The organism is Glutamicibacter sp. FR1 (genome assembly GCF_047300825.1).
In the GTDB taxonomy this organism is placed as follows: Bacteria; Actinomycetota; Actinomycetes; order Actinomycetales; family Micrococcaceae; genus Glutamicibacter; species Glutamicibacter nicotianae.
This window is the reverse complement of the sequence record NZ_CP178602.1, coordinates 160,638-185,531: the sequence shown is the minus strand read 5'-3', so window position 1 is coordinate 185,531 and position 24,894 is coordinate 160,638. Positions and strand designations below refer to the sequence as shown.

Below are 24,894 nucleotides of genomic sequence, written 5' to 3'. Positions count from 1 at the left end.
ACGGGTTGTGACTTCCCTTACCACCAATGTACTTGCTTCCGCAGTTCCAGGTGTGAGTTGGGTCTAAAGTTTTCGCGTACAGCCTACTGAATAGCTGGATCGATATGAATCAGCGGCTGAAACGTCATAGAATTTTTCCATGCCCTCCTCAACAAAATCCCCGTCCGAGACTGCTGTAAGCGCACGCATCGACCGATATTTCAAGATTTCGGAACGGCGTTCAACATTCTCCACCGAAGTTCGCGGCGGCATCGCCACCTTCTTCGCGATGAGCTACATCGTCGTCCTCAACCCGCTGGTTCTTTCCGGTGCCGATTCCTCGGGCGGCGAGTTGGGCATCCAGCGCGTTGCCGCAGTGACCGCATTTGTCGCCGGCATCCTGACCATCCTGATGGGCATCTGGGCCCGTCACCCATTCGCCATGGCCACCGGCTTGGGCGTCAATGCCTTCGTGGCCATCACCGTGGCCACGAACCCGGAACTGGCCTGGGCCGACGTCATGGGCTTGGTGCTCATTGCCGGTGTGGTCATGTTCGGCCTGGTGCTTACCGGATTCCGAACCGCGGTGTTCAACGCGGTTCCCGCCGGGCTGAAGACCGCGATCGTGGTGGGCATCGGCATGTTCATCGCCCTGATCGGCCTGGTCAATGCCGGATTCGTCCAGCGCCTTCCGGATGCCGCGAACACCACCGTGCCGGTGGGCCTGGGCTTCGACGGCGAGCTGATGGGCTGGCCGATCCTGGTCTTCGTCGTCGGCCTGCTGCTGACCATGGCCCTGGTGGTGCGCAAGGTCAAGGGCGCAATCCTGATCGGCATCGTCGTTTCCGCGATCCTCGCCAACATCCTCGAAGCCGTCTTCCACATCGGCGCGATGGAAACCAACACCTGGTCGCTGGTGGTTCCGTCGCTGCCTGAATGGACCCTGCCGGATTTGTCGCTGATCGGCCAGGTCAGCGTGTTCGGCGCCTTCAGCAAGATCGGCGTCACCGCCGCCTCGCTGCTGGCCTTCGTCATCCTGCTCTCGATCTTCTTCGACGCCATGGGCACCATGGTGGGTCTGGCTTCCGAAGCCGGTTCCATGGACGAGAACGGGCAGATCCCCGATGTGGACAAGGTCCTGCTGGTCGACGCGGCCGGCGCAATCGTCGGCGGCGGCACCTCCAGCTCCTCGGCGCAGATCTTCGTGGAGTCCGGCGCCGGCATCGGCGAGGGCGCCCGCACCGGTCTGGCCTCGGTGGTCACCGGCCTGCTGATGATCGTGGCGATGTTCCTGAGCCCGCTGATCTACCTGGTGCCTTTCGAAGCCGTGGCTCCGGCCCTGGTGGTCGTCGGCTTCATGATGATCACACAGGTATCCAAGATCGACTGGAACGACTGGGGCATCGCGCTGCCGGCCTTCCTGACCTTCACCCTGATGCCGTTCACCTACTCGATCGCCAATGGCATCGGCGCCGGCTTCATCTCCTACGTGTTCATCCGGGCCACCCAGGGACGAGCCAAGGAAATCCACCCATTGATGTGGGTTGTTTCCGCGGCCTTCGTGCTGTTCTTCGGCATCGGGCTGATTGAAATGTGGGCCGGGGTCAAGTAGCCCCGCAACCCTTCGGCGCCCCGCCATCGCGACTGCGATGGCGGGGCGCCTTTTTGCCCTCGCACCGGCGGAAAATGGCTAGGATGGGCTTCATGAGCGAACAGCAGAATACCGCCGGGCAGTGGATCCAGGTGGCAGCAGGCTTGAAGAACCCCTCGATGCGCCGGCTTCTCGGCACGGTGCTCAGCGGACAGGGGTTGCCCGAGTCGGCCAGCAAGTCCGAGCGCAAGGACTTGGAGCGCTGGGCCAGCATCGGGCTGCTGCGCCACGACGGCTCCGACTGGGCGCTGGATGATGAACTGCTGGAGAAGACATTGTCGTTAGCCTCGGCCGCGAAGACCGACCGCAGCGGGATCCGCCGCTTCTTCGACGGGCACCGGCTGCAATCCCTCCCGGCGAAGCCGGTGGACCGCCACGAGGTGGTTCTCTACCTGCGCAACGCGGTCATCGGCGATACGGAAGAGCTGCGCGAAGAGCAGCTCAATGAACGGCTGCGGGTGTTCCACCCGGATGTCGCGCTGCTGCGCCGCTACATGGTCGACCACGGCCTGCTGCAGCGCGCCGACGACGGCACCGGCTATCGGATGGGCGCCGTCAGCTAGCCGGCAATCGGCGCGGCGCCGGTGGCGAAGCGGCGCACGGCTTCGCCGGCAACCAGCTGCGCGGGCAACGGCGCGGTCCGCAGGCTGCGCTCGAAGGCCGGGCCGAGCTTGAGCGGCTCGTCGCTGGCCAGGAACACGATGTTCCCGTAGCGGCGGCCCTTGAGCATCGGCGGGTCCGCGACCATGGCCACATGCTCGAAGACCTCCAGCAGCGTCGCGGCTTCCGCCTTGGCGCCGGCCAGGTCCGCGGTATCGCCGCAATTCATGATGTAGACGCCACCGGCGTCCAGCACCCGCTGCGCTTCACGGGCGTAGGAGGCAGTGGTCAGCTCGCGCGGGGTGGTGCTGCCGGCAAAGACATCGCGGATGATCACATCGCGGCTCGCATCGCTCAAGGTGGGCAGCACCTGCGCCGCATCCCCCACACGCAGGCGCACCAGCGGGGCACGCGGCACCTCGAAGTTCACGCGCACCAGCTCCGCCAGCTTGGCATCCAGCTCCACGACGACTTGGCGGGCGTTTTCATAGCTGGCGGCAACCCAGCGGGCCATGGAGCAGCCGCCTCCGCCGAGGTGGAGCACGCGCAGCTTGCGGGCGCGGCCATCAAATTGTCCGGCAGGAAAACCGATGGTGAAGATCGGTTCCATCCAGCGCATGTACTCGAAATCGAGATAGGTCGGATCATCCAAATCCACGTGCGAGGACGGCACGCCGTTGACCTTCAGGATGTAGCGGCTGGCACCGTAGGGATCGGCCTCGATCACCGCCGTACCGGTGTCGATCGGAAATTCTCCGAGCATTGATTCCTTGGTATCCCTAGCCACGTGCGCGCACCATCCGTTGCTCGATCAAGCCTTTCCAGCTGCCAGCCAGGGCTTCGCTGGTTCCATCGGGGGTGAATCCCTGCTTCGCGAAGAAGGCCAGGGCCCGCTCGTTGCCCTGCAAGACCCAGACCAGCGCATCGCGCTCGCCCAGGACCACGTCGAAGAGGTGCTGGCCCAGCCCGGTGCCGTAATACTCAGCCAGGACATAGAGCATGCCCAATTCGATGTCTACCCCGGCGTCCTTGTCCTCGTCGATGGCCGGTGTGCCGCCGGCTAGACCGATGATGCGTCCATCGCGGTCTTCGGCGATGAAGAATTGCGCGCCGGATGCCAGCCCGCGTTCCCACCAGGCTACCTGGCCATCGAGCTGGCCTTCATGGTGGGTGAAAAATGATTCATCTCGAAGTTCGGCGTACGCTTCCCTCCAGGCTTGCAATTTCATCTGCAGTGCGGGGCGGACGTCTTGTTCAGTAGCCAGTCGGATTCGATAGTCGTTCATTTGCGGCACTTCTCTAGCCTACGGCAGTGGCTTCGCTAATTTCTTCCAACTCACCAAGGCACCCTCCTACTTAAGTAGGATTGCGGACTATCCAGATGTTTGAAAAACTTTTAATGTAGTTGCAAATTTCTTGGCTCAAAAGGGGGTCGGGCTTGGACCGGAATACAAAGTACGCTGCCTTGACCGGTGGCTTTGTCGGTTCACTGACCCTGACCATCAGCCTTTCCTCGACCTTCTGGGTGATTTTGCTCAGTTGCGTCCTCTTGGCCGCCGGCTTCAGCATTCTTGCCAGATTCGAACGCTTCTGGGGCCCTGCCGAGCCGGACCACTACTACTACATCGTTCCCATGCTGGTTGGCCCAGTTGTTGCGGGCTTGGTGCGCAATACCGAGCAGGCCCTGTGGGTAGGACCGCCGATGGGCGTGCTTTGCGGATTGGGCGTGTACTTCTTGATCCTGAAATCGCCGCCGTTCAAGCAAGACGAAGCCGGGGAACTCGATGCCGAGCTCCCCGAGCACTCTCCTACGCGATAGCTGTGACCACTAGAGGACGCGTGCGAGCGCGAATCCGTCCCATCCTTTGACGCCCACTGTCTGCAGGGCGGTGGCTGATACGCGCGGATCATCGCGCAACCACCGCAAGGAGTCCTGGATCCCCCGCACATCGGCCTCCTGGGTCCCGTGCCCAGCAGGGTCATCCAAGACTGCACCGCTGCGCACCACGTTGTCGAGCACCAGCACGGTCCCCGGATGCGACAGTTTCATTGCCCGTTCGAGATAGGCCACGTTATTGCGCTTATCTGCATCAATGAAGATCAGATCAAATGGAGCAACTCGCTTGGAAATCAGCGAATCCAGCGAACCCTGGGCCGCACCCAACTTGATTTCAACACGTTCGGACAGCCCTGCCCGCTGCAAATTCTCGCGTGCAACCGAGGCATGCAGCGGCTCGAATTCGCAACTGATGACGGTACCGGCTTCTCCCACGCCCAAGGCAAGCCAGCTGGTCGAATAGCCGCCGAGGGTTCCGATTTCCAGGACCCTGCGTGCGCCTGTGATCTCGACGAGCAGCTGGAGAAACTTTCCCTGGGCCGGGCTCACTTCAATTCGCGGCAACCCGGCGCTATGGGAATGCTCGCGGCCTGCTTCCAACGCTGCAACGCGCAGCCCCAGCTCCCGCTCCAGGTATTCGTCGACTGCACCGGCATCATGTTCGGCTGAATGGTGGATCATGACGACATGTTCTCCTCACTATCCTTTATAGCCTTCTCGAGCCGCTGGATCTTGCCGTCGAGCTCGCCCTCGTAGCCGGGGCGGATATCGGCTTTCAGCACCAGCGATACGCGCGAACCGAATCGGCCAGCAGCCAAGGTGGCTTGCTTGACCACCTCCATGACTTCATCCCATTCGCCTTCGATCTCGGTGAACATGGAGCTGGTGCGATTGGGAAGGCCAGAATCCCGGACGACTTTCACCGCTTCAGCCACTGCGTCATGGACCGAACCGTTGGGGTTGTCATTACTAGGTGCTACTGAGAAAGCTACAATCATGCTTCCACTGTCCCACTACGCGCTGGGCTTGTCATCCGCCTTGCAGGCAATATCTAGGCAGCCAGTCCACTGGCCCTGAGCACGATCGCGGCCAGGGCGCCGGTAACAACGACGACAAGATAAGGTGCCTTGAAAACCAGCGCGATGATCGCGGCCGCGAGGGCGCCGATCCGGGCATCGATGACCAGTTCCTGTCCCGAGGTGAAGGCATTCACCGTCACCAAGGAAGCCAGCAGCGCGATGGTCAGCGTGGCGGCGACATGGGACATGGTCGGCGAGTCCAAGACCCTGCGGGGCACAAAGAAGCCGCAGAGCTTGATGGCGTAGGCCGTCAGGCAGGCCCCGAGAATCCACCAGCTCAGCTCGTTCACGCTTTCTGCTCCTCAATGCTTTCCAGTTCGCCATGCTCGGTCGCCGCCGGGGCAAGGCGGCCGGTGGCCACGGCGTAGATCGCCGCGCAGGCCGCCGTCACCAGAATCGGCAAGCCCGGCGCGGTCACCGGTACCGCCAGCGCGGTGAGGATCGCCGCGGCAATTGCGATCATGATCGGTTCAACTGATTTCAGCCGCGGCCAGAGCAGCCCGATGAAGGCCGCAACCGCGGCGCCATCCAGGCCCCACGCAGCAGGGTCGCCCATGCGTTCGCCGAGCAAGGCGCCAACGAGGGTGAACAGGTTCCATAGGACGTAGACGCCGGCGCCGGCGGCGATGAATCCGCGGCGCTTCTCAGCAGGGTCGGATTGCCCCAAGCTCACCGCAGTGGACTCGTCGATGGTCACCTGGGCCATCCACGGCACCTGCCGCCCCAACGGGCGCAAGGTTTGCTTGATCTGCATCCCGTACACGGCATTGCGGATGCCCAGCAGCGAAGCCGCGGAGAATGCCGCCGCGGCGGCACCGCCACCGGAGATGACCCCGATGAAGGCGAACTGCGAGCCACCGGTGAACATCAGGGCGCTCAGCGCAACGGTTTGCCATAGATTCAGGCCCGCGGCGATGGACAGCGCCCCGAAGGAAATGCCGTAGAGCCCGGTGGCAATCGCGATGGAAAGGCCCATCTTGGTCGCCGGCGTGAACCAGCTAGCGGACGTGGCGGGCATCGTACCTGACCTTGTAGACACCGCGTTTGACCTTCGCCTCGCCGATTTCAACGTGCTCCAGCTGGTCAAGATGCTTCACGTGGGTGCCACCGCATGGTTCAGCATTCACCCCGGCGATGGTGACTGTGCGGATGCCCTGGTCATCGGTGGTGGTCGTGACTTCTCCGCCACCAGCAATGAGTTCATTGACGCGTTCTTGGATGTTGGCCTTCGCCGCTGCCCGTTCGTTCTCATCGCCCAGTGGCAGATCAACGGTGGCCGGATCGAAGTCGAGCCGGGATTGCCCGGGGAAGTGCGAGTGGCCCTTGTGCTGCCAGCCGCGATCTTCGCCGGCGAAGCCCAGGACGTGCCCGGCGGTGTGCAGGGCTGCATGGGAAAGACGCAGCTCGCCGTCGATCTCGGCTTGGACTTGGTCGCCCACCTGCTTAGCGCCGGCGCCATACAGGATCACCAATCCGTTCTCACCGCGCTGGACCGCTACCGGCAGCCCGTCCACGGTTCCCGAGTCTTCGGGCTGGCCGCCACCGCGGGGATGGAAGATATTCGGGCTCAGCGCAATCCACTGGCCTTCGTCGTCGCTGCCCGCAGCAATGACTTCAGCCTCGGTGGCGAAAACATAGGTGTCCTGCAGGTACAGATTGACCTGTGCGGTTTCCTCGGTGCTCATGTTTCCTAGCTCAGCTCCAGTTCTTTGCGTAGTTCCGCCGGACGGTTGCTGGTCAGTTCCCCAACGCCCAGGTCCACCAGGAATTGTGCATCTGAGGGACGGTCGACCGTCCAGATCCGTGCCTTCAACCCCTGCTCCAGCCACCGGCGCACTAGATGATCATTGGCTCGGGTCCAGGCGACGCCGGATCCGATGATTCCAGCTCCCCCTGCGTTGATCAGTTCAATTCCTTCAGGCACGGAGCGGTACAGCACATCGTAGACGCCGGCCCTACCCACGTCGCCAGAGTCGATCAACTGCTGGACGTAGTCCGGGTTGACCTCGGTCATCAATTGGCACAATAGCGAAGTGCTGACCGTGCGGGCCAGGTAGCGCAGGGAGTTTGGCTCGAAGCTCATCAGCGTCACGGCAATCTGTCCCTGCGAGCCGGCAGTCCCGGTTTGCGGGTCGAACCCGTGCGCTGCAAGGACCTGCAGCACGCCCCTTTCCAACAGGTGGCCATAGGGGCTTGGATGCTTGATTTCGATGGCCAAACCAATTGGCTTGCCGCGTTCTTCAATGAGAGCGAAAAGCTCGCCGAGGCTCAGGAGCTGCTCGTTTTCTGTCCCATACTCGGCCGGGACGATGCTCGGTACGACTCCGGTGAAGTCCATGGCTTTCATTTCCGCCAGGGTATATCCGGCAACGAGACCGGATGAATCGGAGGTGCGGTCGACCGTTGGATCGTGGTGGCAAACAACGATTCCGTCTTTGCTCAGATGGACGTCGCATTCAATTCCATCGGCACCCTCGTCGATGGCCTGTAGATAGGCGGCACGAGTGTTCTCCGAATATTTATGGGAGCTGCCTCGATGGGCGAAGAAAAGCGTATCCATGCTTCCTACGCTACGCGATCCCCGCTCCTTGATACTGCAGATTAGGCTTGGCTCGACGGATATTTCATCAACTGTGTTCAAGTCCTTGGCCTGCAGTTGCAAGCTCCTGCGGCCATCATGCAAAACTCGAAACTCCCCGGCAAGAAAAGGTGTCTGCGTTTCCGATTCTGCTCCGGATTTCCAAGGCGAAATCGTCATCCGCATGGGTTCAGCGAACCCGCCGATAACTGGCTGCAATTGCACCGCTGGAGAGCGGTTGCGCTGAGATCAATTCCAGATGACGGGATTTCTGCAACCCTGCCTGGTAAAGCGTTGGACCATGGCCGGCGATAACTGGGTGAATTAGGAAATGGTACTCATCGATGAGCTCCATCCTGTCCAGAGCTGTTGCCAGCTTGCCGCTACCAAGAAGCACACCTTCGGGGTACTGGTCTTTCAGCCTCAGTACACAGGCGCGCAGCTCTCCACTCAGCAGGTGGGAGTTATTCCATGAATATGCCGTGCGAGTGCTCGAGACAACGTATTTGGGCTTCGCCTTCAGATGCTGTGCCCAGCGTAGCAGTGCTGGCGTCGCCGAGCTGTCGCCCCGAGCCACAGCTGGCCAGTACTCCTCCATCAGTTCGTAGGTAACACGTCCCCAGAGCATCCCTTCATGCGCATTCATCAGACCCGTGAAATAGTCGTGCGATTCATCGTCGGCGATGCCTTCTCGATGATCGACGCAGCCATCCAGCATGACGTTGTAGCTAAATGCCAGTAAACCCATCAGAAGCTCCTGCAGCCATTTGCTTGCCGGACGATCCCCGGTGCCCTGACTCTAGGATTAGGCGCTTACTGCGTCAAGCAGCTGTCTTAGGGCAGCAGGGAATTTGCGGTGAACGGGGACTGCACGATCGCGATAGAAATAACTGTCCACAGTCCAAGACCGGGGTACTCGCTGCCGGGCAGCCATGCCGTGTTCGGCTTCCGCGATCCTATGCATCAAAGGTAGGCTCGCCGCATGACACTGCCAGACTCAGTCATCAGTTTGTCCCCTGTCCCACACGACCTTATGCCCATTATCCAGGGCTTAGTCCAAGGCTCTTGGCCAAAGACTGAAGTTGAGCGTCAGGCCCTGTTCGATGCGCTTGGATTCATATCAGGCGCCGCGATTGATTCCGAAGACCAGGATTCACCTCATAAGATGACGAGCCTGGACCTCGGACTGCCAGGAAAAATATCGAGTACTTGGGATACATACCGTCAACAATTCCTGAGTGTCTGTACGTTCCTCTACAGTTCTCGGGTCCCTCAAGATCCAGTCACCCGGTCTGGGTTTGCTGTTTTGCAGGCAGAACTCTCAGAGCTGTATGGCGCTCCGGAACGCCCCTGGGAAGACGAGAATCAGCCCATTCGCATTTGGCGATGCAATGGCCGAAGCATCACCTTGCAGTTATTCAACCGGCGGGATAGTACCGTGATGCTCACGGTTGAAGATTTGGCGCTCGCTTCAGTCATTGAATCTGAAGAAGCAGCCCATTAGCCCTCTCAATTCTTGGATGGGATGAATCAAGCCATTGCCACGGCGATTGATCCCGCGGCAGCGTCAATCAACGCGACGGGAAGCACGATATAAAGAACTTTGATCAGGGTCTACGGGATATCCAGCGTGAACAACGCTATTCCGATAGCAACAACGTCATTAAACACCAGTGATGCGATCGCCGGTCCTGCGGACAGGAGGGACGCTTTCTCGACCATACCTCGATGATGGGCCGGCTGCGAGGCAGGACAACAGCTGCGGCAATTAAACGAGTGCAGGGTCAGACGTTGCGCCTGGCCACCCCGCACCACCATCACGGGTTAAACAGGTGAGGCTCCAACCATCACTGGTTAGAGCCTCAAACCCACTTAGGTTAAGTCCGGCGGTGACCTACTCTCCCACACCCTCACGAGTGCAGTACCATCGGCGCAATGGGCCTTAGCTTCCGGGTTCGGTATGGGACCGGGCGTTTCCCCCACGCTATGACCGCCGTAACAATCACGAAGCACACAAACCAAATATTTCCTGGTCAGTGTTTTCCGGTGCTACAAAGTCTTGTAACTCATCTTGCATTTATTGGTTAGAGGTTGTTGTCTCGTAACCGTATAGTGAACGCGAACAGCATTGAAATCATCAGTTCAAATTATTGTTTTATTGTGTGTTGTAAGTCATCGGCCTATTAGTACAGGTCAGCTGCACAAGTCTTCAGTTCTTGCTTCCACATCCTGCCTATCAACCCAGTGGTCTAGCTGGGGGCCTCTCACACACAATGGTGCATGGAAATCTCATCTCGAAGCAGGCTTCCCGCTTAGATGCTTTCAGCGGTTATCCCTTCCAAACGTAGCTAATCAGCGATGCACTTGGCAGTACAACTGACACACCAGAGGTTCGTCCGTCCCGGTCCTCTCGTACTAAGGACAGCCCTTCTCAAATTTCCAACGCGCGCAGCGGATAGGGACCGAACTGTCTCACGACGTTCTAAACCCAGCTCGCGTACCGCTTTAATGGGCGAACAGCCCAACCCTTGGGACCTACTCCAGCCCCAGGATGCGACGAGCCGACATCGAGGTGCCAAACCATGCCGTCGATATGGACTCTTGGGCAAGATCAGCCTGTTATCCCCGAGGTACCTTTTATCCGTTGAGCGACGGCCCTTCCACGAGGTGCCGCCGGATCACTAGTCCCGACTTTCGTCCCTGCTCGAGCTGTCACTCTCACAGTCAAGCTCCCTTGTGCACTTACACTCGACACCTGATTGCCAACCAGGCTGAGGGAACCTTTGGGCGCCTCCGTTACATTTTAGGAGGCAACCGCCCCAGTTAAACTACCCATCAGGCACTGTCCCTGAACCAGATCATGGTCCGAAGTTAGGTGACCGGTACAGCCAGAGTGGTATTTCAACGATGACTCCACCTGAACTAGCGTCCAAGCTTCACAGTCTCCCACCTATCCTACACAAGCTGCACCGAACACCAATACCAAACTATAGTAAAGGTCTCGGGGTCTTTCCGTCCTGCTGCGCGTAACGAGCATCTTTACTCGTACTGCAATTTCGCCGAGTTCATGGTTGAGACAGCGGGGAAGTCGTTACTCCATTCGTGCAGGTCGGAACTTACCCGACAAGGAATTTCGCTACCTTAGGATGGTTATAGTTACCACCGCCGTTTACTGGGGCTTAAATTCTCAGCTTCGCCACAAGGGCTAACCAGTCCTCTTAACCTTCCAGCACCGGGCAGGAGTCAGTCCGTATACATCGTCTTGCGACTTCGCACGGACCTGTGTTTTTAGTAAACAGTCGCTTCCCCCTGGTCTCTGCGGCCCACACCCGCCTCCGGAGAGCACGTCTCCATCACGGGGCAGGCCCCCCTTCTTCCGAAGTTACGGGGGCATTTTGCCGAGTTCCTTAACCATGATTCTCTCGATCGCCTTAGTATTCTCTACCTGATCACCTGTGTCGGTTTGGGGTACGGGCGGACTGGGACCTCGCGCCGATGCTTTTCTAGGCAGCATAGGATCACCGAATCACCCCATAAACGGGGCGCCTATCAGGTCTCAGAACATATGAGCGGCGGATTTGCCAACCACTCTTCCTACACCCTTGGACCAGGTCAATTCCATTGCCTGGCTCGGCTACCTTCCTGCGTCACACCTGTTAATACGCTGACCTCACTGCATCGGTTCCCACCACATCACACAACCAGCAACCCGAAGGCCGCAACAGCCATGATCCGTCATGGTTAGCATCCACAGCTTGGTATGGGCGGTCCTTCGCCGGTACGGGAATATCAACCCGTTGTCCATCGACTACGCCTGTCGGCCTCGCCTTAGGTCCCGACTAACCCAGGGCAGATTAGCTTAACCCTGGAACCCTTGATCATTCGGCGGACGGGTTTCTCACCCGTCATTCGCTACTCATGCCTGCATTCTCACTCGTGTGGCCTCCACCGCTGGTTTCCACCGCGACTTCACCGTCCACACGACGCTCCCCTACCCATCCAAGCACCCAATCGAAACCAGGCTAATACTTGAATGACGCAACTTCGGCGGTGTGCTTGAGCCCCGCTACATTATCGGCGCGGAATCACTTGACCAGTGAGCTATTACGCACTCTTTCAAGGGTGGCTGCTTCTAAGCCAACCTCCTGGTTGTCACAGCAACTCCACATCCTTTTCCACTTAGCACACGCTTAGGGGCCTTAGTTGGCGTTCTGGGCTGTTTCCCTCTCGACTATGAAGCTTATCCCCCACAGTCTCACTGCTGCGCTCTCACTTGCCGGCATTCGGAGTTTGGCTAAGGTCAGTAACCTTGTAGGGCCCATCGCCTATCCAGTAGCTCTACCTCCAGCAAGAAACACGCAACGCTGCACCTAAATGCATTTCGGGGAGAACCAGCTATCACGAAGTTTGATTGGCCTTTCACCCCTACCCACAGCTCATCCCCTCCATTTTCAACTGAAGTGGGTTCGGTCCTCCACACGCTCTTACACGCGCTTCAACCTGGCCATGGGTAGATCACTTCGCTTCGGGTCTAGATCACGCCACTCAAACGCCCTATTCAGACTCGCTTTCGCTACGGCTTCCCCACACGGGTTAACCTCGCGACGTAACACTAACTCGCAGGCTCATTCTTCAAAAGGCACGCCATCACCCAGGAACAAGTCCCAGGCTCTAACGGATTGTAAGCGCACGGTTTCAGGTACTATTTCACTCCCCTCCCGGGGTACTTTTCACCATTCCCTCACGGTACTGATTCACTATCGGTCATCAAGTAGTATTCAGGCTTACCAGGTGGTCCTGGCAGATTCACACAAGGTTTCACGGGCCCCGTGCTACTCGGGTATCAACACTAGAACGGCAGACACGCATTACACCTACGGGACTATCACCCTCTCTGGTCCGGCATTCCAACCGATTCACCTATACGCCTGCACCTCATCCCACCAGCAAGATAGCGCTGGTACATGTCAACCCCACAACCCCGGTGATGCAACGCCTATCCGCTATCACACACCAACCGGTTTAGCCCCATCCGCGTTCGCTCGCCACTACTAACGGAATCACTGTTGTTTTCTCTTCCTGCGGGTACTGAGATGTTTCACTTCCCCGCGTTCCCTCCACACAGCCTATACATTCAGCTGCAGGTCACACCACATAACATGGTGCGGGGTTCCCCCATTCGGAAATCCTGGTCTCAACGTCCGGTTATCGACTCCACCAGGCTTATCGCAGATTCCCACGTCCTTCATCGGCTCTTGATGCCAAGGCATCCACCGTGCGCCCTTAAAAACTTCAACACAAATCAAAGTCTCAGAATTGAGCAATAAAACAATCTAACAAAATCACGCAGACAAGACTCCAACACCAGGCAATCCCAGGAAAAGGACTACCCAGCTCATCTCATCTGCAAGATGCTCGCGTTCACTATACAGTTCCCAAACAACAACCCCGCACCCCCGCAACAACACCCCAAAACCAACACCAACCAAAGGCCAGCATCAATCCAACAGGACATCCTTGCAGCAAACACAGGACAAACACCGAAACACCAAGAACCCCTCACCCAAGCGAACACCACCAGGACCCTCCCCACAGGAAGAACCCCGGCAACCATTCACCAGGAAAGGAGGCTTGTTGCCTCAAAACCCAACAGCATGCCAAACCATACAAACCACACAACACCCACACACCGCATTCCAGCACCGCAAGAAGAAAACCCCCTGCAATGCGTACTAGCAGATGCCCAAGCACCACGCAGCCACAGCCAATACCCCGCACCAGCATCAGCCAGCACGTTTTCCAGTATTGAGTCCATTGATATTCCACCCATGAGCAACCCACCCGGACAACACTCGTGTCCAGCATGGGCAACCAATAATGGTTAGCTCCTTAGAAAGGAGGTGATCCAGCCGCACCTTCCGGTACGGCTACCTTGTTACGACTTAGTCCCAATCGCCAGTCCCACCTTCGACGACTCCCCCCACACAAGGTGGTTAGGCCATCGGCTTCGGGTGTTACCAACTTTCGTGACTTGACGGGCGGTGTGTACAAGGCCCGGGAACGTATTCACCGCAGCGTTGCTGATCTGCGATTACTAGCGACTCCGACTTCATGGGGTCGAGTTGCAGACCCCAATCCGAACTGAGACCGGCTTTTAGGGATTAGCTCCACCTCACAGTATCGCAACCCATTGTACCGGCCATTGTAGCATGCGTGAAGCCCAAGACATAAGGGGCATGATGATTTGACGTCATCCCCACCTTCCTCCGAGTTGACCCCGGCAGTCTCCCATGAGTCCCCACCACTACGTGCTGGCAACATGGAACGAGGGTTGCGCTCGTTGCGGGACTTAACCCAACATCTCACGACACGAGCTGACGACAACCATGCACCACCTGTGAACCAGCCCCGAAGGGAAACCCCATCTCTGGAGCGGTCTGGCACATGTCAAGCCTTGGTAAGGTTCTTCGCGTTGCATCGAATTAATCCGCATGCTCCGCCGCTTGTGCGGGCCCCCGTCAATTCCTTTGAGTTTTAGCCTTGCGGCCGTACTCCCCAGGCGGGGCACTTAATGCGTTAGCTACGGCGCGGAAAACGTGGAATGTCCCCCACACCTAGTGCCCAACGTTTACGGCATGGACTACCAGGGTATCTAATCCTGTTCGCTCCCCATGCTTTCGCTCCTCAGCGTCAGTAAATGCCCAGAGACCTGCCTTCGCCATCGGTGTTCCTCCTGATATCTGCGCATTTCACCGCTACACCAGGAATTCCAGTCTCCCCTACATCACTCTAGTCTGCCCGTACCCACCGCAGATCCGAGGTTGAGCCTCGGACTTTCACGGCAGACGCGACAAACCGCCTACGAGCTCTTTACGCCCAATAAATCCGGATAACGCTTGCGCCCTACGTATTACCGCGGCTGCTGGCACGTAGTTAGCCGGCGCTTCTTCTGCAGGTACCGTCACTTTCGCTTCTTCCCTACTGAAAGAGGTTTACAACCCGAAGGCCGTCATCCCTCACGCGGCGTCGCTGCATCAGGCTTTCGCCCATTGTGCAATATTCCCCACTGCTGCCTCCCGTAGGAGTCTGGGCCGTGTCTCAGTCCCAGTGTGGCCGGTCACCCTCTCAGGCCGGCTACCCGTCGTCGCCTTGGTGAGCCATTACCTCACCAACAAGCTGATAGGCCGCGAGTCCATCCCCCACCGATAAATCTTTCCACCACAAAACATGCGTTCCATGGTCATATCCGGTATTAGACCCAGTTTCCCGGGCTTATCCCAGAGTCGGGGGCAGGTTACTCACGTGTTACTCACCCGTTCGCCACTAATCCACCCAGCAAGCTGGGCTTCATCGTTCGACTTGCATGTGTTAAGCACGCCGCCAGCGTTCATCCTGAGCCAGGATCAAACTCTCCATAAAAAATAAAAAGCCACCAGCAACCCCTTGGAAAAGAAGGGCGAAGCCGATGAAGTCCTGGCGAATAATAAAACACTCAAGAACACTGCACGGGGGTGCAATGCCTCAAGCAAATGTTATGTATTCACCAAATAAAAATATTCGGTATCAACAAACTTGGCACACTATTGAGTTCTCAAACAACAAACACTTACCGGTTCTTTACCCACCATTCCAGGCGGTAATTTCGTCCAGCGTTATATTCATATTCTATAACCGTGAATTTCTGGAAGTCAAATCTATTGTTTGTGATTTGAACCAGTATTCTTGGTTCCCATTCTTTTCAATTCTTTATCCACAAGACTGTGGAAAAACCTTGATTTTCTGGGGTTCTGCCGCCGTTGAGCTACGGGTTTTTTGTTCCGTTTTGTTCTCGGCGACAAGGAAAAACTATACACGGGTTTGCGGGGTGCTGCAAATCGGCGGGGTGGTTTTGACGGGTGACCGTGCACACTTAATTCCGCAAAGCCGATTAAGGCGCGAGTTCTTGCGGATCGCTCCCCGAAAAAGTTTCTTGCAACGCACTAAAACTGACTTAAAGACGGAAGCCGACCACCAAGGTGGTCAGCAATCCCTGTACAGCTAGTCTTCGACGATCTCAGCGTCGATGACCCGCGGGTCATCCAGCGGCAACGAACTGGGCACCACCGTAGGGATTCCCTCGAAGGCAACCGCGGCATTCTCGATCACGCGCTTGGCCATGTACCGATTGCCGACACCGCCGATGGCCGCGCCAACGCCAAACGGAACCAGACGGCCCATGGTGCTGGCAGCCTGGGTGCCGATGATCTTGCGCAAGAACTTCTTCTGCATGGTGCGCTGCATGGCGGAATAGATGCTCGTGGACTTGCCGGCACCGAAGGACCTGGCCCAGCCCTGGATCGGGCCTCCGCCACGGCCTGCGGCTTGGGCAGTCAATCCGGCAATCATCGAGCTGCCTTCCTCGCCCATCATGATGCCCATTACCAGCATTCGTGACCGATCCGGGTCGTCGATGGCAATGCCGTGCAGTTCTGCCAGGCTCTGCGCATACAGCGCAGAAGCTTCCAGGAAGCCCAGCGTTGCAGCAACGGAAAGTCCCAGCGCGACGCCGGTGCCGACAGCAGGAACGGCTGCGGTTCCACCCACGGCTGCACCGGTGCCGGTAACCACACGCAGGTAATCGCGCTCGACAATGGCTGCCAGCTCGGCTGCCGTGGCTTCCGGGTGCTTCTTGCGCAACCGCTTGATGTAGGCAAGCACCATCGGGCGCTGCACGCCGATGCCCTTCATGATGGCATCCTGCACGCCGGAGCGCGGCTTTCCATCCTTGCCAAGCAACGTCATTGAAATCGGATCGTTTTTCATGATGGCTCCAGCTTATCCGCAAGACCCTGAGAGTTGCCTTGAACGCTCTGCCTTCACACAAGCGTCTTGAAAAATTCCTTGAAACGCCCCGAAGCTGGTGAAAGAGTTGGCTTATGAAGAACGCTCAGGCCAAACGGTATAACCGTGCCTTGAAAAGCGTCGGGATCTCGGAGCACCCGGTCGCTTTGCTCGATCTCGATGCCTTCGATTCCAACGTGATCGCCCTACGCGAACGGGCCGGCGGCGTGCCGATCCGCATCGCTTCCAAGTCCCTGCGTCTACGCAAGGCGTTGGAGCGGGCGCTCGACGAGCCAGGCTTCCGCGGCGTTCTCTGCTTCACGTTGGCCGAAGCATTATGGCTGGCAAGCCACGGTTTGAAGGACCTGGTGGTTGCGTACCCGCAAACGGATGCCGAAGCGATCAGCCGGTGGGCGGCCATCGAGCAGGCCTGCGAAGCTGTCACCCTCATGGTGGATACCGAAGAGCAACTGGACCTGATCGACAGAATCGCGCCGGGTCACCCGCCGCTGAAGGTCGCCTTGGAACTGGATGCCGCCTATTACCCCAGCGGCAATATCCGCATCGGTGCCGCGCGTTCGCCGCTGAGCCGGCCGGAACAGGTCGCGGCGCTGGCCGCCGAGGTGCACCGTCGCCGCAACTTCATCCTGGACGGGTTGATGGGCTACGAATCCCAGATCGCTTCGGTTCCCGATGGAGGGTTCAGCCCCAAGGCGCTGATCGCGCGCAAGCTGCGCCAAGCCAGCGCCGCCGAACTGGCCGAGCGCCGGGCCGAAACCGTGGAATTAGTCCGGGAGCTGGGCGAGCTGCGTTTCGTGAATGCCGGCGGCACAGGTTCGGTGGAAAGCACTGTCCAAGAACCCGCTATCACCGAGATTGCCGCGGGTTCAGGGCTGTTCGCGCCCGCGCTGTTCGATTCCTATCGTGCATTCCGACCCACCCCTGCCCTGTATCTGGGCTTTCCCGTGGTCCGCCGTCCCGATGAGCGAACGGTCACCATCCTCGGCGGCGGTTGGACCGCATCGGGTCCAGCCGGCAAGGACCGGCTGCCAAGAATCGAGCACCCCAAGAAGCTGCGCTATCTGTCCATGGAAGGAGCCGGCGAGGTGCAGACCCCGCTCACCGGCCCCAGCGCACATCGCATCGCCATTGGCGAAACGGTCTGGCTGCGCCATGCCAAGGCCGGCGAACCTGCGGAACGGGTTAATAAGGTTGCGGTGTATTCCAAGGGCAAGATCATCGAGCAGTGGCCCACCTACCGCGGGGAAGGCAAAGCATTCCTGTGAGCACCTTCAAGAACTTCGCGCGCACCGTCGTCGCGCACCCGGCAGCCATCCGCTCCCCGCGCAGCATTGCGGAATTGGCGCAGGTCCTGGAACAGGCCGCCGATCTGGAGCAGCCGGTGCGCACCGTCGGCGCAGGCCATTCCTTCACTCCGCTGGCGGATACCGAGGGCATCTTGCTGAACCTGGATGGCTTCCAGGGAATCGAGGAAGTCGACGCCCTCACCCACGAGGTGACCTTCCGCGCCGGGACCCGGCTATGGCAGATCCCCGCACTGCTCAAGCCCTTCAATCTCGCGTAGGAGAATATGGGCGATATCGACAAGCAATCTGTAGCCGGAGCCATCAGCACCGGCACCCACGGCACCGGCCTGCGGTTCAGCGGATTCAGCGGAACGGTCACCGGGGTGCAGCTCATGCTGGCCGATGGCAGCCACCTGCGCGCCAACTCTCAGGAGAACACCGAACTATTCGAGGCCTCCCGGCTTGGCCTGGGAGCGCTGGGGGTGCTCACCCACGTGCGGCTGCGCTGCGTCCCGCACTACATGATGCGTGCGGAGGAAATCATCGAACCCATCGGGCTGATCGCCGAAAGCTTCGTCGAGCGCGCACGGGAAGAAGACCATCTGGAATTCTTCTGGTTTCCGGGCACCGGCAAGGCCCAGGTGAAGATCAATACCCGCCTCGACGGCCAAGTCCCGGCCGAGCAGCCGCCAGCGGCAGCCCGCTGGCTGAATGATGAAGTTGTCTCCAATGGCGCACTGCAGCTGCTCAGCTCGGTGAGCGCGGCGCTGCCGAAGACCACGCCGGCCTTGGCCAAGGTGGCGTGCGCAGCGTTGCCCGAAAGCAGCCGCATCGCACCGTGGAACGAAGTGTTCACCAGTGCGCGGCGGGTGCGTTTCACCGAAATGGAATATGCGCTCCCGCTGGCCAACTTCGATGAGGCTTTCGCCAGGGTGCGGGCGTACTTCAAGCGTTCGGGAACCGGGGTCTTCTTCCCTGTCGAGGTGCGCACCGCGGCCGAGGATTCCACCTGGCTGGGAACTGCCAGCGGCCGGCAAACTGCATATATTGCCGTGCACCGCTACATTCGCGATCAGGCTCCGGGATACTTTGCAGCCATGGAAGAGATCTTCCGCTCCCTGGGCGGCCGGCCGCACTGGGGCAAGGAGCATACGCTTCAGGCTGGGGAATTGGCTCAGCTCTACCCGAAGTTCAGCGATTTCACGCGGGTTCACCAGGCTGCCGATCCGGAGGGCAGATTCCTCAATCCGTACCTGCGCAGCTTGCTCGGCGCCTAGAATTGGATGTCGGCCCAGATCAGCGGGCTTGATTCCTTCGCGAAGTCGGGGACTGTTCCCGGCAACGTCTGGGAAGTGCTCGGCTGGTTCTCCTTGATGCGGCCCTGGCCCAATACCTGCCAGGTTTCGCTCGGCACCAGGTAGCTGCCCGAATCATTGACAGCGTTCGCGTGCTTGAGTTCCTTGAGGAAAGGGTCAACGCGATCAGCGGAGCCATCTTGCAGACCCAGTGCACCGGCGATGACAAAGCGGTCCTCGCCCACGCCTTCTGCGTGTTCGCCCTCGTCGGTGCGAACATAGTTCTCGCCGGAGAGATAGCCGTCGATGACCTTCAGCTCGTCCATCTGGCGTGCCTTGGCGAATTCCTTATCCTGCGCATCCGGCTGGGTTTGCGTCGCCAGGATATGCACCGGCTCGCCACGGTACTGGATGGGAATGTCCCATAGGCCGGTGCTCATCACGGGGATGGACGCTGCCAGCACGCCGGATAAGTCGGTGTGGTGCAGCATGTCGTTGGCAACGTCTTGCCACTTGAGCTGGGAAACGGTGGTGACCTGTTCTTGGGCGATCGGGTACTTCGACAGCACGACGATCGAGCCCTGTTCGGCGAATGCGGCTTGGCCCCATGCGTCCTCGGCGCTGCCGACCACGCCGTCGGCGTTCAGATCGGCGCCGCTTTGCAGGCCTTTGGAGCCCACCGCCAGATAGGAATACCCGTAGTCCACGTCGGCGCGGTCGTCGCCCAGATTGTTCAGATAGTTCTCATTGAGCGCGTCAACTGCCTCCTGGGTGGCGTCCATATACGTCAGCACCACCACGTCCGCGTTGGCGCTGCTGATCTTGTCCGCAACTTGGGCTGCCTGCCGGTCGGTTCCGCGCATCAGGGCCGCAGGCAGCTCTTCGGGGGTTTCGCCGGTGAGATTTGCCTGGATGGTTGCCACGCGCAGCGAGGTCTCCGAAAGCTGCGCGGCATTGGCGCCTGCTGGGTCGCCGGGTCCGGTGGGTGCGGCAAGTGCGCCGGTTGCGGGGAGCATCAGTAATGCCCCTAAACCCAGGCTCGCTGTTCCGACTAATAACTTGCGCACCCATCCACCCTACGACGTTCAGCTACCGCTTTCCAGCACCTTTACCGGATTGTAATGCCGCAGCCGCAGCGACCTTCTTGTTCGCGGAAAGGACTTCTTCCATATACGGGGCACGCACATGCGTGGATACCCGGGCGTCCACCAGGCATACGCCGCGGGCGCCTCCATCAACCCACTGCTGCACGGCGGCGAGGTCTTCCAGCGTGCCAACGCGGATTCCGGTCGCTCCCATGGAGTTGGCAATGCCGGCAAAATCCACGGTAGGGATCAGCATCGGATCTTCGTGCAGGCCGACGGATCCGTACTGGTGGATTTCCGCACCATAGGCGGAGTCGTTGTAGATGACGATGACGCCGCTTTCCACGGTGCGCACGATCGATTCGAGGTCTGCCAGGCCCATCAGGAATCCGCCATCTCCGGCGGCCAGCACGACCGTGCGGCCTTCCGCCGCCGGGGCCGCACCCACCATGGAGGCGATGCCCAGGCCGATGGACTGGTAGGCGGTTCCCACACAGGCCAGGGAGCGCGCACCGGAAGTCGACCAGTACATCGGACCCCAGCCGATGAAGTGCCCGCCATCCTGCACCAGCACGCGGTTGGCCGGCAGGATGCCCTGCAGCTCGCTGGCGACGCGGCGCGGATCCAGCTGCCCGTCGGAGGCCTGGTCGTCGCCGGCGGGGCGGCTGCGCAGCTCGGACAGGTCAAGGCCTGCGCGCCATGCGTCATCGGCTTGCTCCACGGCACCGAGCAGGTCCGCGGCAGCCAGGGCCGCATCGCCGGTGGCGAAGTAGTCGACGCGCGGATTGGTGGCCGCGCATCCCAGATCGATCTGGATCAGCGTGGCATCGTCCGCCACCAGCTCGCCAAAGCGCATGGTGAACTGGTTCAGCGAGGCGCCGAGCACCAGTACGGTATCTGCCTGCGCGATGATCGCGGCGTTGGCCTCCGTGGAGAACCCTCCGGTGATGCCCAGGTCGAACGCGTAGTCCAGCAGGTCGCGGGCCAGCAGCGTGCCCGAGGTGGTGGCCCCCAGCTTCTGAGCCAGCGCCTGGACCTGCTCGGCGGCATCAATTGCGCCGCGGCCATAGAGGATGTGGGTGCGCTGCGAGGCGTTGAGCTTGGCAGCGATCTGCTCCAGCTGGGTGGAGTTCAGCTGCGGCGCCGGCGGGGTGCTGCGCAGGGAGGCGAAATCGGGAAGCTGCTCTTCGAGGGAATCCAGCGCTGCCAGGTCGTAGGGAATGGCCAGGACCACCGGCAGCTGCTCGCGCAGCGCATGGGCCGCCGCCTCAAGGGCGGTGGCACCCGGGGTGTTGCGGTCGACGACGTAGCGGGGCGCCCGCACCGCGGCATCGATCGCGGGCTGGTCCACGTCCCAGCCGCGCAGGCCCGACGTCGGCGCGTCGCCGGTGACGAACAGCAGCGGGGTCCGCGCCGCGGCGGCCTCGGCCAGGGCAGTGGTGGTGTTGGTGTAGCCAGCACCGTAGGTGGTGGAGGCGATGGCCAGCTTGTTGGAGATGCGGAAGTACGCGTCGGCGGCCGAAACCGCGGCCGACTCATGGCGCACTGCGGTGTAGTCGAAGCCTGCACGCACAGCGGCATCGAGGAAGTGGGCATTGCCGTTGCCCATCAATCCGAAAATTCGCGGGGCCAGAGGCTTGAGGGCATGGGCAATGGCAGCTGAAACGCTAGACATTATGGACTCTTTTCAAGAAATCGTGCTGAAGAAATTCCATATATGTCTGCCGTTACCGGTTGCTTCACCGCAACGGGTATCGCCCCTTTTGAGAGCGCCGGAACCAGCTGGAGCCGTGTTCCTGACTCACTGATGATAAGGCAGGGATCCTGCTCGGCGCTAGGAGCCGGTGACCGCGATCCGGAAAGCCAGGGAGGCTAAACTCCTCCAAAAGTACCATGTACAGCAAACTACATTCTCGATAAGATCAAGATAACTCATAGTTGACTTGTACCTTATAAGGCAACAATCGAACCTTATCGAGAGGGAACGCATGCTGAAGTTCTTCGGGATCACCACTGGCGCACCGGCCGGCGGCAAAGTCCCCGCATGGCAGGGCGTGGACCGCAAGCACCGGGGCATCGCCTTCGCCGTGTCGCTGGTACTGGTATCGGCCGCGTTCCTGGCCGCCCGCTGGCTGCTCTCGAGCCTGCCGCCCGAGCACTCCCTGCCTTATGTTCCCTGGCTTGCCGCCGCGGCCCTGCTGCTCATCAGCACCCTGGTGGCCGAGCGCTCCCTGATCCGCAACCAGCCGGCCGAAGCTGGCGGCATCTAGGCGCAAAAAAGCTGGGGGAAGATACGGGCAACCCGGATCTTCCCTCAGCTTCGCGCCAACCGGCTAAGCGTTGCCCAGCCAATCGGCGGCGTCGTTGACCAGCTGCTGAAGCGAGGCCGAAATATCCAGCACCACGCCGCGCTCGTCAGCCTGCGGCTCGTCAAGCGTCTCGAACTGCGATTTCAGCAGGTCCACCGGCACGAAGTGCCCGGTGCGCTCGGCTATGCGCTGGGACAGCAGCTCGAAGCTGCCGTTCAAATGGATGAACACCGTATCCGGCGCCTGCGCCCTGATCTGGTCGCGGTACTTGCGCTTGAGCGCACAGCACGCAATGGTCAGCGGCTTGCCATCCTCGGCTCCCAGCCGCTTGTCGATGTCGCCGAGCCGCGGTTCGCGGTCTGCATCATCCAGCGGGATGCCGGCAGACATCTTCGCGATATTCGCCTGCGGATGCAGGGAATCCCCGTCGAGGAACTCCGAGGCGATCCGCTGACCCAGCAGCTCGCCCACGGTGGATTTGCCGCAGCCGGAGACCCCCATGACCACGATGCGTCCGGCCCAGGTGCCCGATGGCGCCGACAGCGGCTTGTCCATGATCGCCTCCGCTCACCAGTCGTGCACCGTGCCGTCAACCAGGCGGTTGTCCGGCAGGTAGACCTGCTGGTACGGGTAGGACAGCGCGGCTTCCTCGTTGAACTCGACGCCCAGGCCAGGCTTGTCGCCTGGGTGCAGGTAGCCGTCCTTGAAGGTCATCGACTGCTCGAAGACGGTGTTGGTGGCGTCCGAGTGCTGCATGTACTCCTGGATGCCATAGTTGTGGATGGCCAGGCCCACGTGCAGCTGGGCGGCGAAGCCCACCGGGGAGATGTCGGTCGGGCCGTGGAAGCCGGACTTGATCTGGTACTGGGCTGCGTAGTCCATGACCTTCTTCAGCGGCACGATGCCGCCGAAGTGGGTGGAAGCCGCGCGCACGTAGTCGATCAGCTGGTCCTTGATCAGGGTCTGGAAGTCCCAGATGGCATTGAAGATCTCGCCGATGGCCAGCGGGATGGTGGTGTGCTCGCGCACCAGGCGCAGGGCGTCCTGGTTCTCGGCCGGGGTGCAGTCCTCGAGCCAGAACAGGTCGTAGGGTTCCAGCGACTTGCCCAGCTTGGCAGCCTGCAGCGGGGTCATGCGGTGGTGGCCGTCGTGCAGCAGCGGGATCTCCGGGCCGAATTCGTTGCGCACCGCTTCGAACACTGTCGGCAGGTGGCGCAGGTAGGCGCGGGTGTCCCAGTCCTCTTCCTGCGGGTAGGTGCCGCGGCCGGCCGGCTCGTAGTCGTAGCGTTCGCCGGAGGACTGGGCCTGGGCGGCTACGCTGTAGACAGCCTTGATGCCCGGCACCGCGGTCTGCACGCGGATGGACTTGTAGCCCAGTTCCAGGTGCTCGCGGATCGAGTCGAACAGCTGCGGGATGTCGGTGCCCGCGCGCGTCGCCGCGTCGATCTGGCGGCCACGCGGCTGACCACCCCGATGCTCCAGATGGGCCTGTTCGAGAATCCCTATGTGGATGCCGAAGCGGCCGGCGGAATCGTCGGCAGCGCAGAGCACCGAGAGGTAGGCCTGGACCTGCAGCGCAAGTCCGCGGTGCTGCTGCAGAACAAGGAAACTGCCGATGGCGGCAAGGTGCTGCCGCTGAAGGAGAACTCGGATGTCTACATCCTGGGTGACTTCACCGAGGAAACCCTGGCCAGCTACATCTACGGCGTCACCAACGGCAACACCGAGGACCCTGCGCAACGCCCGAGCGCCGAGGGCAGCGACTACGCGCTGATCTCGGTGTCGGTGAACAACAAGAACACTAGCTCCTACAAGTCCGATGACCCGGAATCCGGAATGAACCCGGAGCGCATCAGCTCGATCACCATGGACGGCGTGGAAGGCCTGGACGGCAAGAGCCCGTTCGACGCGGACGAATCCACCGAAGACGGCCTGCGCTTCGGCGGCTCGCTGCCATGGGAATCGAGCATCCTGGACTTCTCCGGGATGGCCGTCCGAGTCCTGGGAGATCGGCCCCTCGCTGGATACCATCAAGCAGGTCATGAGCGAGGTCAATGACTCGAGCAAGGTCGTGCTGCACGTATACTTCCGATGCCATTCGTCATGGACGAGGCCAGCGGCCTGCGCGATGCAGGCGCCATCGTCGCCAGCTTCGGCATGTCCGACACCGCGCTGATGGATAGCCTCGCGGGCAAGTTCGCCCCGCAGGGACGCATGCCGTTCGCGCTGGCCGGCACCCGCGAGTCGATCACCGAGCAGTTCAGCGACTTGCCTGGCTATGCGCAAACCGCCGACGGCGCGCTGTTCGAGTACGGTTTCGGGCTCAGCTACTAGGTAATGAAGCGTGCTGTGCG

The 24,894-nt window shown here is 60.3% G+C and carries 24 protein-coding genes, 3 rRNA genes and 1 pseudogene; 11 read left to right on the top strand and 17 right to left on the bottom strand.

Going from position 1 to position 24,894, the window contains the following annotated elements:
• The first annotated feature begins 139 nt into the window (after nt 1-139).
• Nucleotides 140-1,591 (top strand): NCS2 family permease, encoded by a 1,452-nt coding sequence (locus ACLQ8T_RS00950; protein WP_413455390.1) that lies wholly within the window; start codon nt 140-142, stop codon nt 1,589-1,591.
• 92 nt (nt 1,592-1,683) lie between these two features.
• On the top strand, nt 1,684-2,193 hold the full coding sequence (locus tag ACLQ8T_RS00945) for a DUF2087 domain-containing protein (protein WP_204719996.1): 510 nt from the start codon (nt 1,684-1,686) through the stop codon (nt 2,191-2,193).
• Here the strand turns inward: ACLQ8T_RS00945 and ACLQ8T_RS00940 are convergent.
• Nucleotides 2,190-3,017, bottom strand: a complete 828-nt coding sequence (locus tag ACLQ8T_RS00940) for a fused MFS/spermidine synthase (protein ID WP_338085731.1) — start codon at nt 3,015-3,017, stop codon at nt 2,190-2,192. The genes ACLQ8T_RS00945 and ACLQ8T_RS00940 overlap by 4 nt on opposite strands.
• Complete coding sequence (locus ACLQ8T_RS00935; RefSeq protein WP_223308856.1) at nt 3,010-3,516, bottom strand: GNAT family N-acetyltransferase; 507 nt, start codon at nt 3,514-3,516, stop codon at nt 3,010-3,012. Before ACLQ8T_RS00935 ends, ACLQ8T_RS00940 begins: the two co-directional genes overlap by 8 nt.
• 152 nt (nt 3,517-3,668) lie before the next feature.
• On the opposite strand from ACLQ8T_RS00935, the gene ACLQ8T_RS00930 reads away from it, so the two are divergent.
• A complete protein-coding gene (locus tag ACLQ8T_RS00930; RefSeq protein ID WP_413455389.1) occupies nt 3,669-4,049 on the top strand; it encodes a hypothetical protein in 381 nt (126 codons plus the stop codon).
• A gap of 9 nt (nt 4,050-4,058) precedes the next feature.
• Here ACLQ8T_RS00930 and ACLQ8T_RS00925 read toward each other — a convergent pair whose 3' ends face one another.
• The 7 genes from ACLQ8T_RS00925 to ACLQ8T_RS00895 all read right to left on the bottom strand — a co-directional run bounded on the left by ACLQ8T_RS00925 (nt 4,059) and on the right by ACLQ8T_RS00895 (nt 8,472).
• The gene (locus tag ACLQ8T_RS00925) at nt 4,059-4,748 is read right to left on the bottom strand and encodes an O-methyltransferase (protein WP_204719992.1); all 690 of its coding nucleotides are present in this window, start codon (nt 4,746-4,748) and stop codon (nt 4,059-4,061) included.
• Nucleotides 4,745-5,065, bottom strand: a complete 321-nt coding sequence (locus ACLQ8T_RS00920) for an MTH1187 family thiamine-binding protein (protein ID WP_128470802.1) — start codon at nt 5,063-5,065, stop codon at nt 4,745-4,747. Before ACLQ8T_RS00920 ends, ACLQ8T_RS00925 begins: the two co-directional genes overlap by 4 nt.
• 53 nt (nt 5,066-5,118) lie before the next feature.
• Nucleotides 5,119-5,436 (bottom strand): AzlD domain-containing protein, encoded by a 318-nt coding sequence (locus ACLQ8T_RS00915; RefSeq protein WP_204719991.1) that lies wholly within the window; start codon nt 5,434-5,436, stop codon nt 5,119-5,121.
• Complete coding sequence (locus ACLQ8T_RS00910; RefSeq protein ID WP_239543140.1) at nt 5,433-6,164, bottom strand: AzlC family ABC transporter permease; 732 nt, start codon at nt 6,162-6,164, stop codon at nt 5,433-5,435. Before ACLQ8T_RS00910 ends, ACLQ8T_RS00915 begins: the two co-directional genes overlap by 4 nt.
• Nucleotides 6,145-6,831: a hypothetical protein gene (locus tag ACLQ8T_RS00905; protein WP_204719989.1), complete on the bottom strand. Its 687-nt coding sequence runs from the start codon at nt 6,829-6,831 to the stop codon at nt 6,145-6,147. The genes ACLQ8T_RS00910 and ACLQ8T_RS00905 overlap by 20 nt, the downstream gene beginning before the upstream one ends.
• A 5-nt stretch (nt 6,832-6,836) precedes the next feature.
• A complete protein-coding gene (locus ACLQ8T_RS00900) occupies nt 6,837-7,706 on the bottom strand; it encodes a glycerophosphodiester phosphodiesterase (protein ID WP_204719987.1) in 870 nt (289 codons plus the stop codon).
• A gap of 208 nt (nt 7,707-7,914) precedes the next feature.
• Nucleotides 7,915-8,472 carry a dihydrofolate reductase family protein gene (locus ACLQ8T_RS00895; protein ID WP_204719985.1) on the bottom strand — a complete coding sequence of 186 codons (558 nt, stop codon included), beginning with the start codon at nt 8,470-8,472 and terminating at the stop codon, nt 7,915-7,917.
• A 234-nt stretch (nt 8,473-8,706) separates the two neighbouring features.
• Here ACLQ8T_RS00895 and ACLQ8T_RS00890 point away from each other — a divergent pair, with 234 nt between their 5' ends.
• Nucleotides 8,707-9,228 carry a hypothetical protein gene (locus tag ACLQ8T_RS00890; RefSeq protein ID WP_204719983.1) on the top strand — a complete coding sequence of 174 codons (522 nt, stop codon included), beginning with the start codon at nt 8,707-8,709 and terminating at the stop codon, nt 9,226-9,228.
• A 377-nt stretch (nt 9,229-9,605) separates the two neighbouring features.
• On the opposite strand, the gene rrf is transcribed toward ACLQ8T_RS00890, so the two are convergent.
• From rrf to ACLQ8T_RS00875, 3 genes are all read right to left on the bottom strand, one after another.
• A 5S ribosomal RNA gene (rrf, locus tag ACLQ8T_RS00885) occupies nt 9,606-9,722 on the bottom strand.
• A 164-nt stretch (nt 9,723-9,886) separates the two neighbouring features.
• Nucleotides 9,887-13,021, bottom strand: a 23S ribosomal RNA gene (locus tag ACLQ8T_RS00880).
• 596 nt (nt 13,022-13,617) lie between these two features.
• Nucleotides 13,618-15,143 (bottom strand): 16S ribosomal RNA (locus ACLQ8T_RS00875).
• The 16S, 23S and 5S rRNA genes sit together here, the layout of an rRNA operon.
• Nucleotides 15,144-15,240: 97 nt before the next feature.
• Between ACLQ8T_RS00875 and ACLQ8T_RS00870 the strand changes: the two genes are divergently transcribed.
• Nucleotides 15,241-15,765, top strand: a complete 525-nt coding sequence (locus ACLQ8T_RS00870) for a hypothetical protein (protein WP_413455388.1) — start codon at nt 15,241-15,243, stop codon at nt 15,763-15,765.
• On the opposite strand, the gene ACLQ8T_RS00865 is transcribed toward ACLQ8T_RS00870, so the two are convergent.
• Nucleotides 15,762-16,526: a hypothetical protein gene (locus tag ACLQ8T_RS00865; RefSeq protein ID WP_204719981.1), complete on the bottom strand. Its 765-nt coding sequence runs from the start codon at nt 16,524-16,526 to the stop codon at nt 15,762-15,764. The genes ACLQ8T_RS00870 and ACLQ8T_RS00865 overlap by 4 nt on opposite strands.
• Nucleotides 16,527-16,639: 113 nt before the next feature.
• Here ACLQ8T_RS00865 and ACLQ8T_RS00860 point away from each other — a divergent pair, with 113 nt between their 5' ends.
• Genes ACLQ8T_RS00860 through ACLQ8T_RS00850 form a run of 3 tightly spaced genes read left to right on the top strand, consistent with a single transcriptional unit; the run spans nt 16,640 to nt 19,128 of the window.
• The gene (locus ACLQ8T_RS00860) at nt 16,640-17,830 is read left to right on the top strand and encodes an alanine racemase (protein WP_413455387.1); all 1,191 of its coding nucleotides are present in this window, start codon (nt 16,640-16,642) and stop codon (nt 17,828-17,830) included.
• Nucleotides 17,827-18,129 carry an FAD-binding protein gene (locus ACLQ8T_RS00855; protein ID WP_413455386.1) on the top strand — a complete coding sequence of 101 codons (303 nt, stop codon included), beginning with the start codon at nt 17,827-17,829 and terminating at the stop codon, nt 18,127-18,129. The genes ACLQ8T_RS00860 and ACLQ8T_RS00855 overlap by 4 nt, the downstream gene beginning before the upstream one ends.
• A gap of 6 nt (nt 18,130-18,135) precedes the next feature.
• Entirely contained in the window at nt 18,136-19,128 is a 993-nt protein-coding gene (locus ACLQ8T_RS00850) for a D-arabinono-1,4-lactone oxidase (protein WP_413455385.1), read from the top strand.
• Here ACLQ8T_RS00850 and ACLQ8T_RS00845 read toward each other — a convergent pair.
• Both ACLQ8T_RS00845 and ACLQ8T_RS00840 read right to left on the bottom strand, forming a co-directional pair.
• Nucleotides 19,125-20,162, bottom strand: coding sequence for an endonuclease/exonuclease/phosphatase family protein (locus ACLQ8T_RS00845; RefSeq protein ID WP_413455384.1), 1,038 nt, complete (start codon nt 20,160-20,162; stop codon nt 19,125-19,127). The two genes, ACLQ8T_RS00850 and ACLQ8T_RS00845, sit on opposite strands and share 4 nt — an antisense overlap.
• Nucleotides 20,163-20,235: 73 nt before the next feature.
• Complete coding sequence (locus tag ACLQ8T_RS00840) at nt 20,236-21,906, bottom strand: thiamine pyrophosphate-binding protein (RefSeq protein ID WP_413455383.1); 1,671 nt, start codon at nt 21,904-21,906, stop codon at nt 20,236-20,238.
• Between the two features lie 313 nt (nt 21,907-22,219).
• Between ACLQ8T_RS00840 and ACLQ8T_RS00835 the strand changes: the two genes are divergently transcribed.
• Nucleotides 22,220-22,501, top strand: a complete 282-nt coding sequence (locus ACLQ8T_RS00835; protein WP_413455382.1) for a hypothetical protein — start codon at nt 22,220-22,222, stop codon at nt 22,499-22,501.
• Between the two features lie 63 nt (nt 22,502-22,564).
• Here the strand turns inward: ACLQ8T_RS00835 and ACLQ8T_RS00830 are convergent, their stop codons facing one another.
• The gene (locus ACLQ8T_RS00830) at nt 22,565-23,095 is read right to left on the bottom strand and encodes a gluconokinase (protein WP_413455381.1); all 531 of its coding nucleotides are present in this window, start codon (nt 23,093-23,095) and stop codon (nt 22,565-22,567) included.
• A gap of 12 nt (nt 23,096-23,107) precedes the next feature.
• A pseudogene (locus ACLQ8T_RS00825) lies at nt 23,108-23,965 on the bottom strand (D-galactonate dehydratase family protein); the annotation flags it as partial.
• 81 nt (nt 23,966-24,046) lie between these two features.
• Between ACLQ8T_RS00825 and ACLQ8T_RS00820 the strand changes: the two are divergent.
• Nucleotides 24,047-24,598: a hypothetical protein gene (locus tag ACLQ8T_RS00820; RefSeq protein ID WP_204719970.1), complete on the top strand. Its 552-nt coding sequence runs from the start codon at nt 24,047-24,049 to the stop codon at nt 24,596-24,598.
• 33 nt (nt 24,599-24,631) lie between these two features.
• Nucleotides 24,632-24,874 (top strand): hypothetical protein, encoded by a 243-nt coding sequence (locus ACLQ8T_RS00815; protein ID WP_204719968.1) that lies wholly within the window; start codon nt 24,632-24,634, stop codon nt 24,872-24,874.
• Nucleotides 24,875-24,894 lie beyond the last annotated feature (20 nt).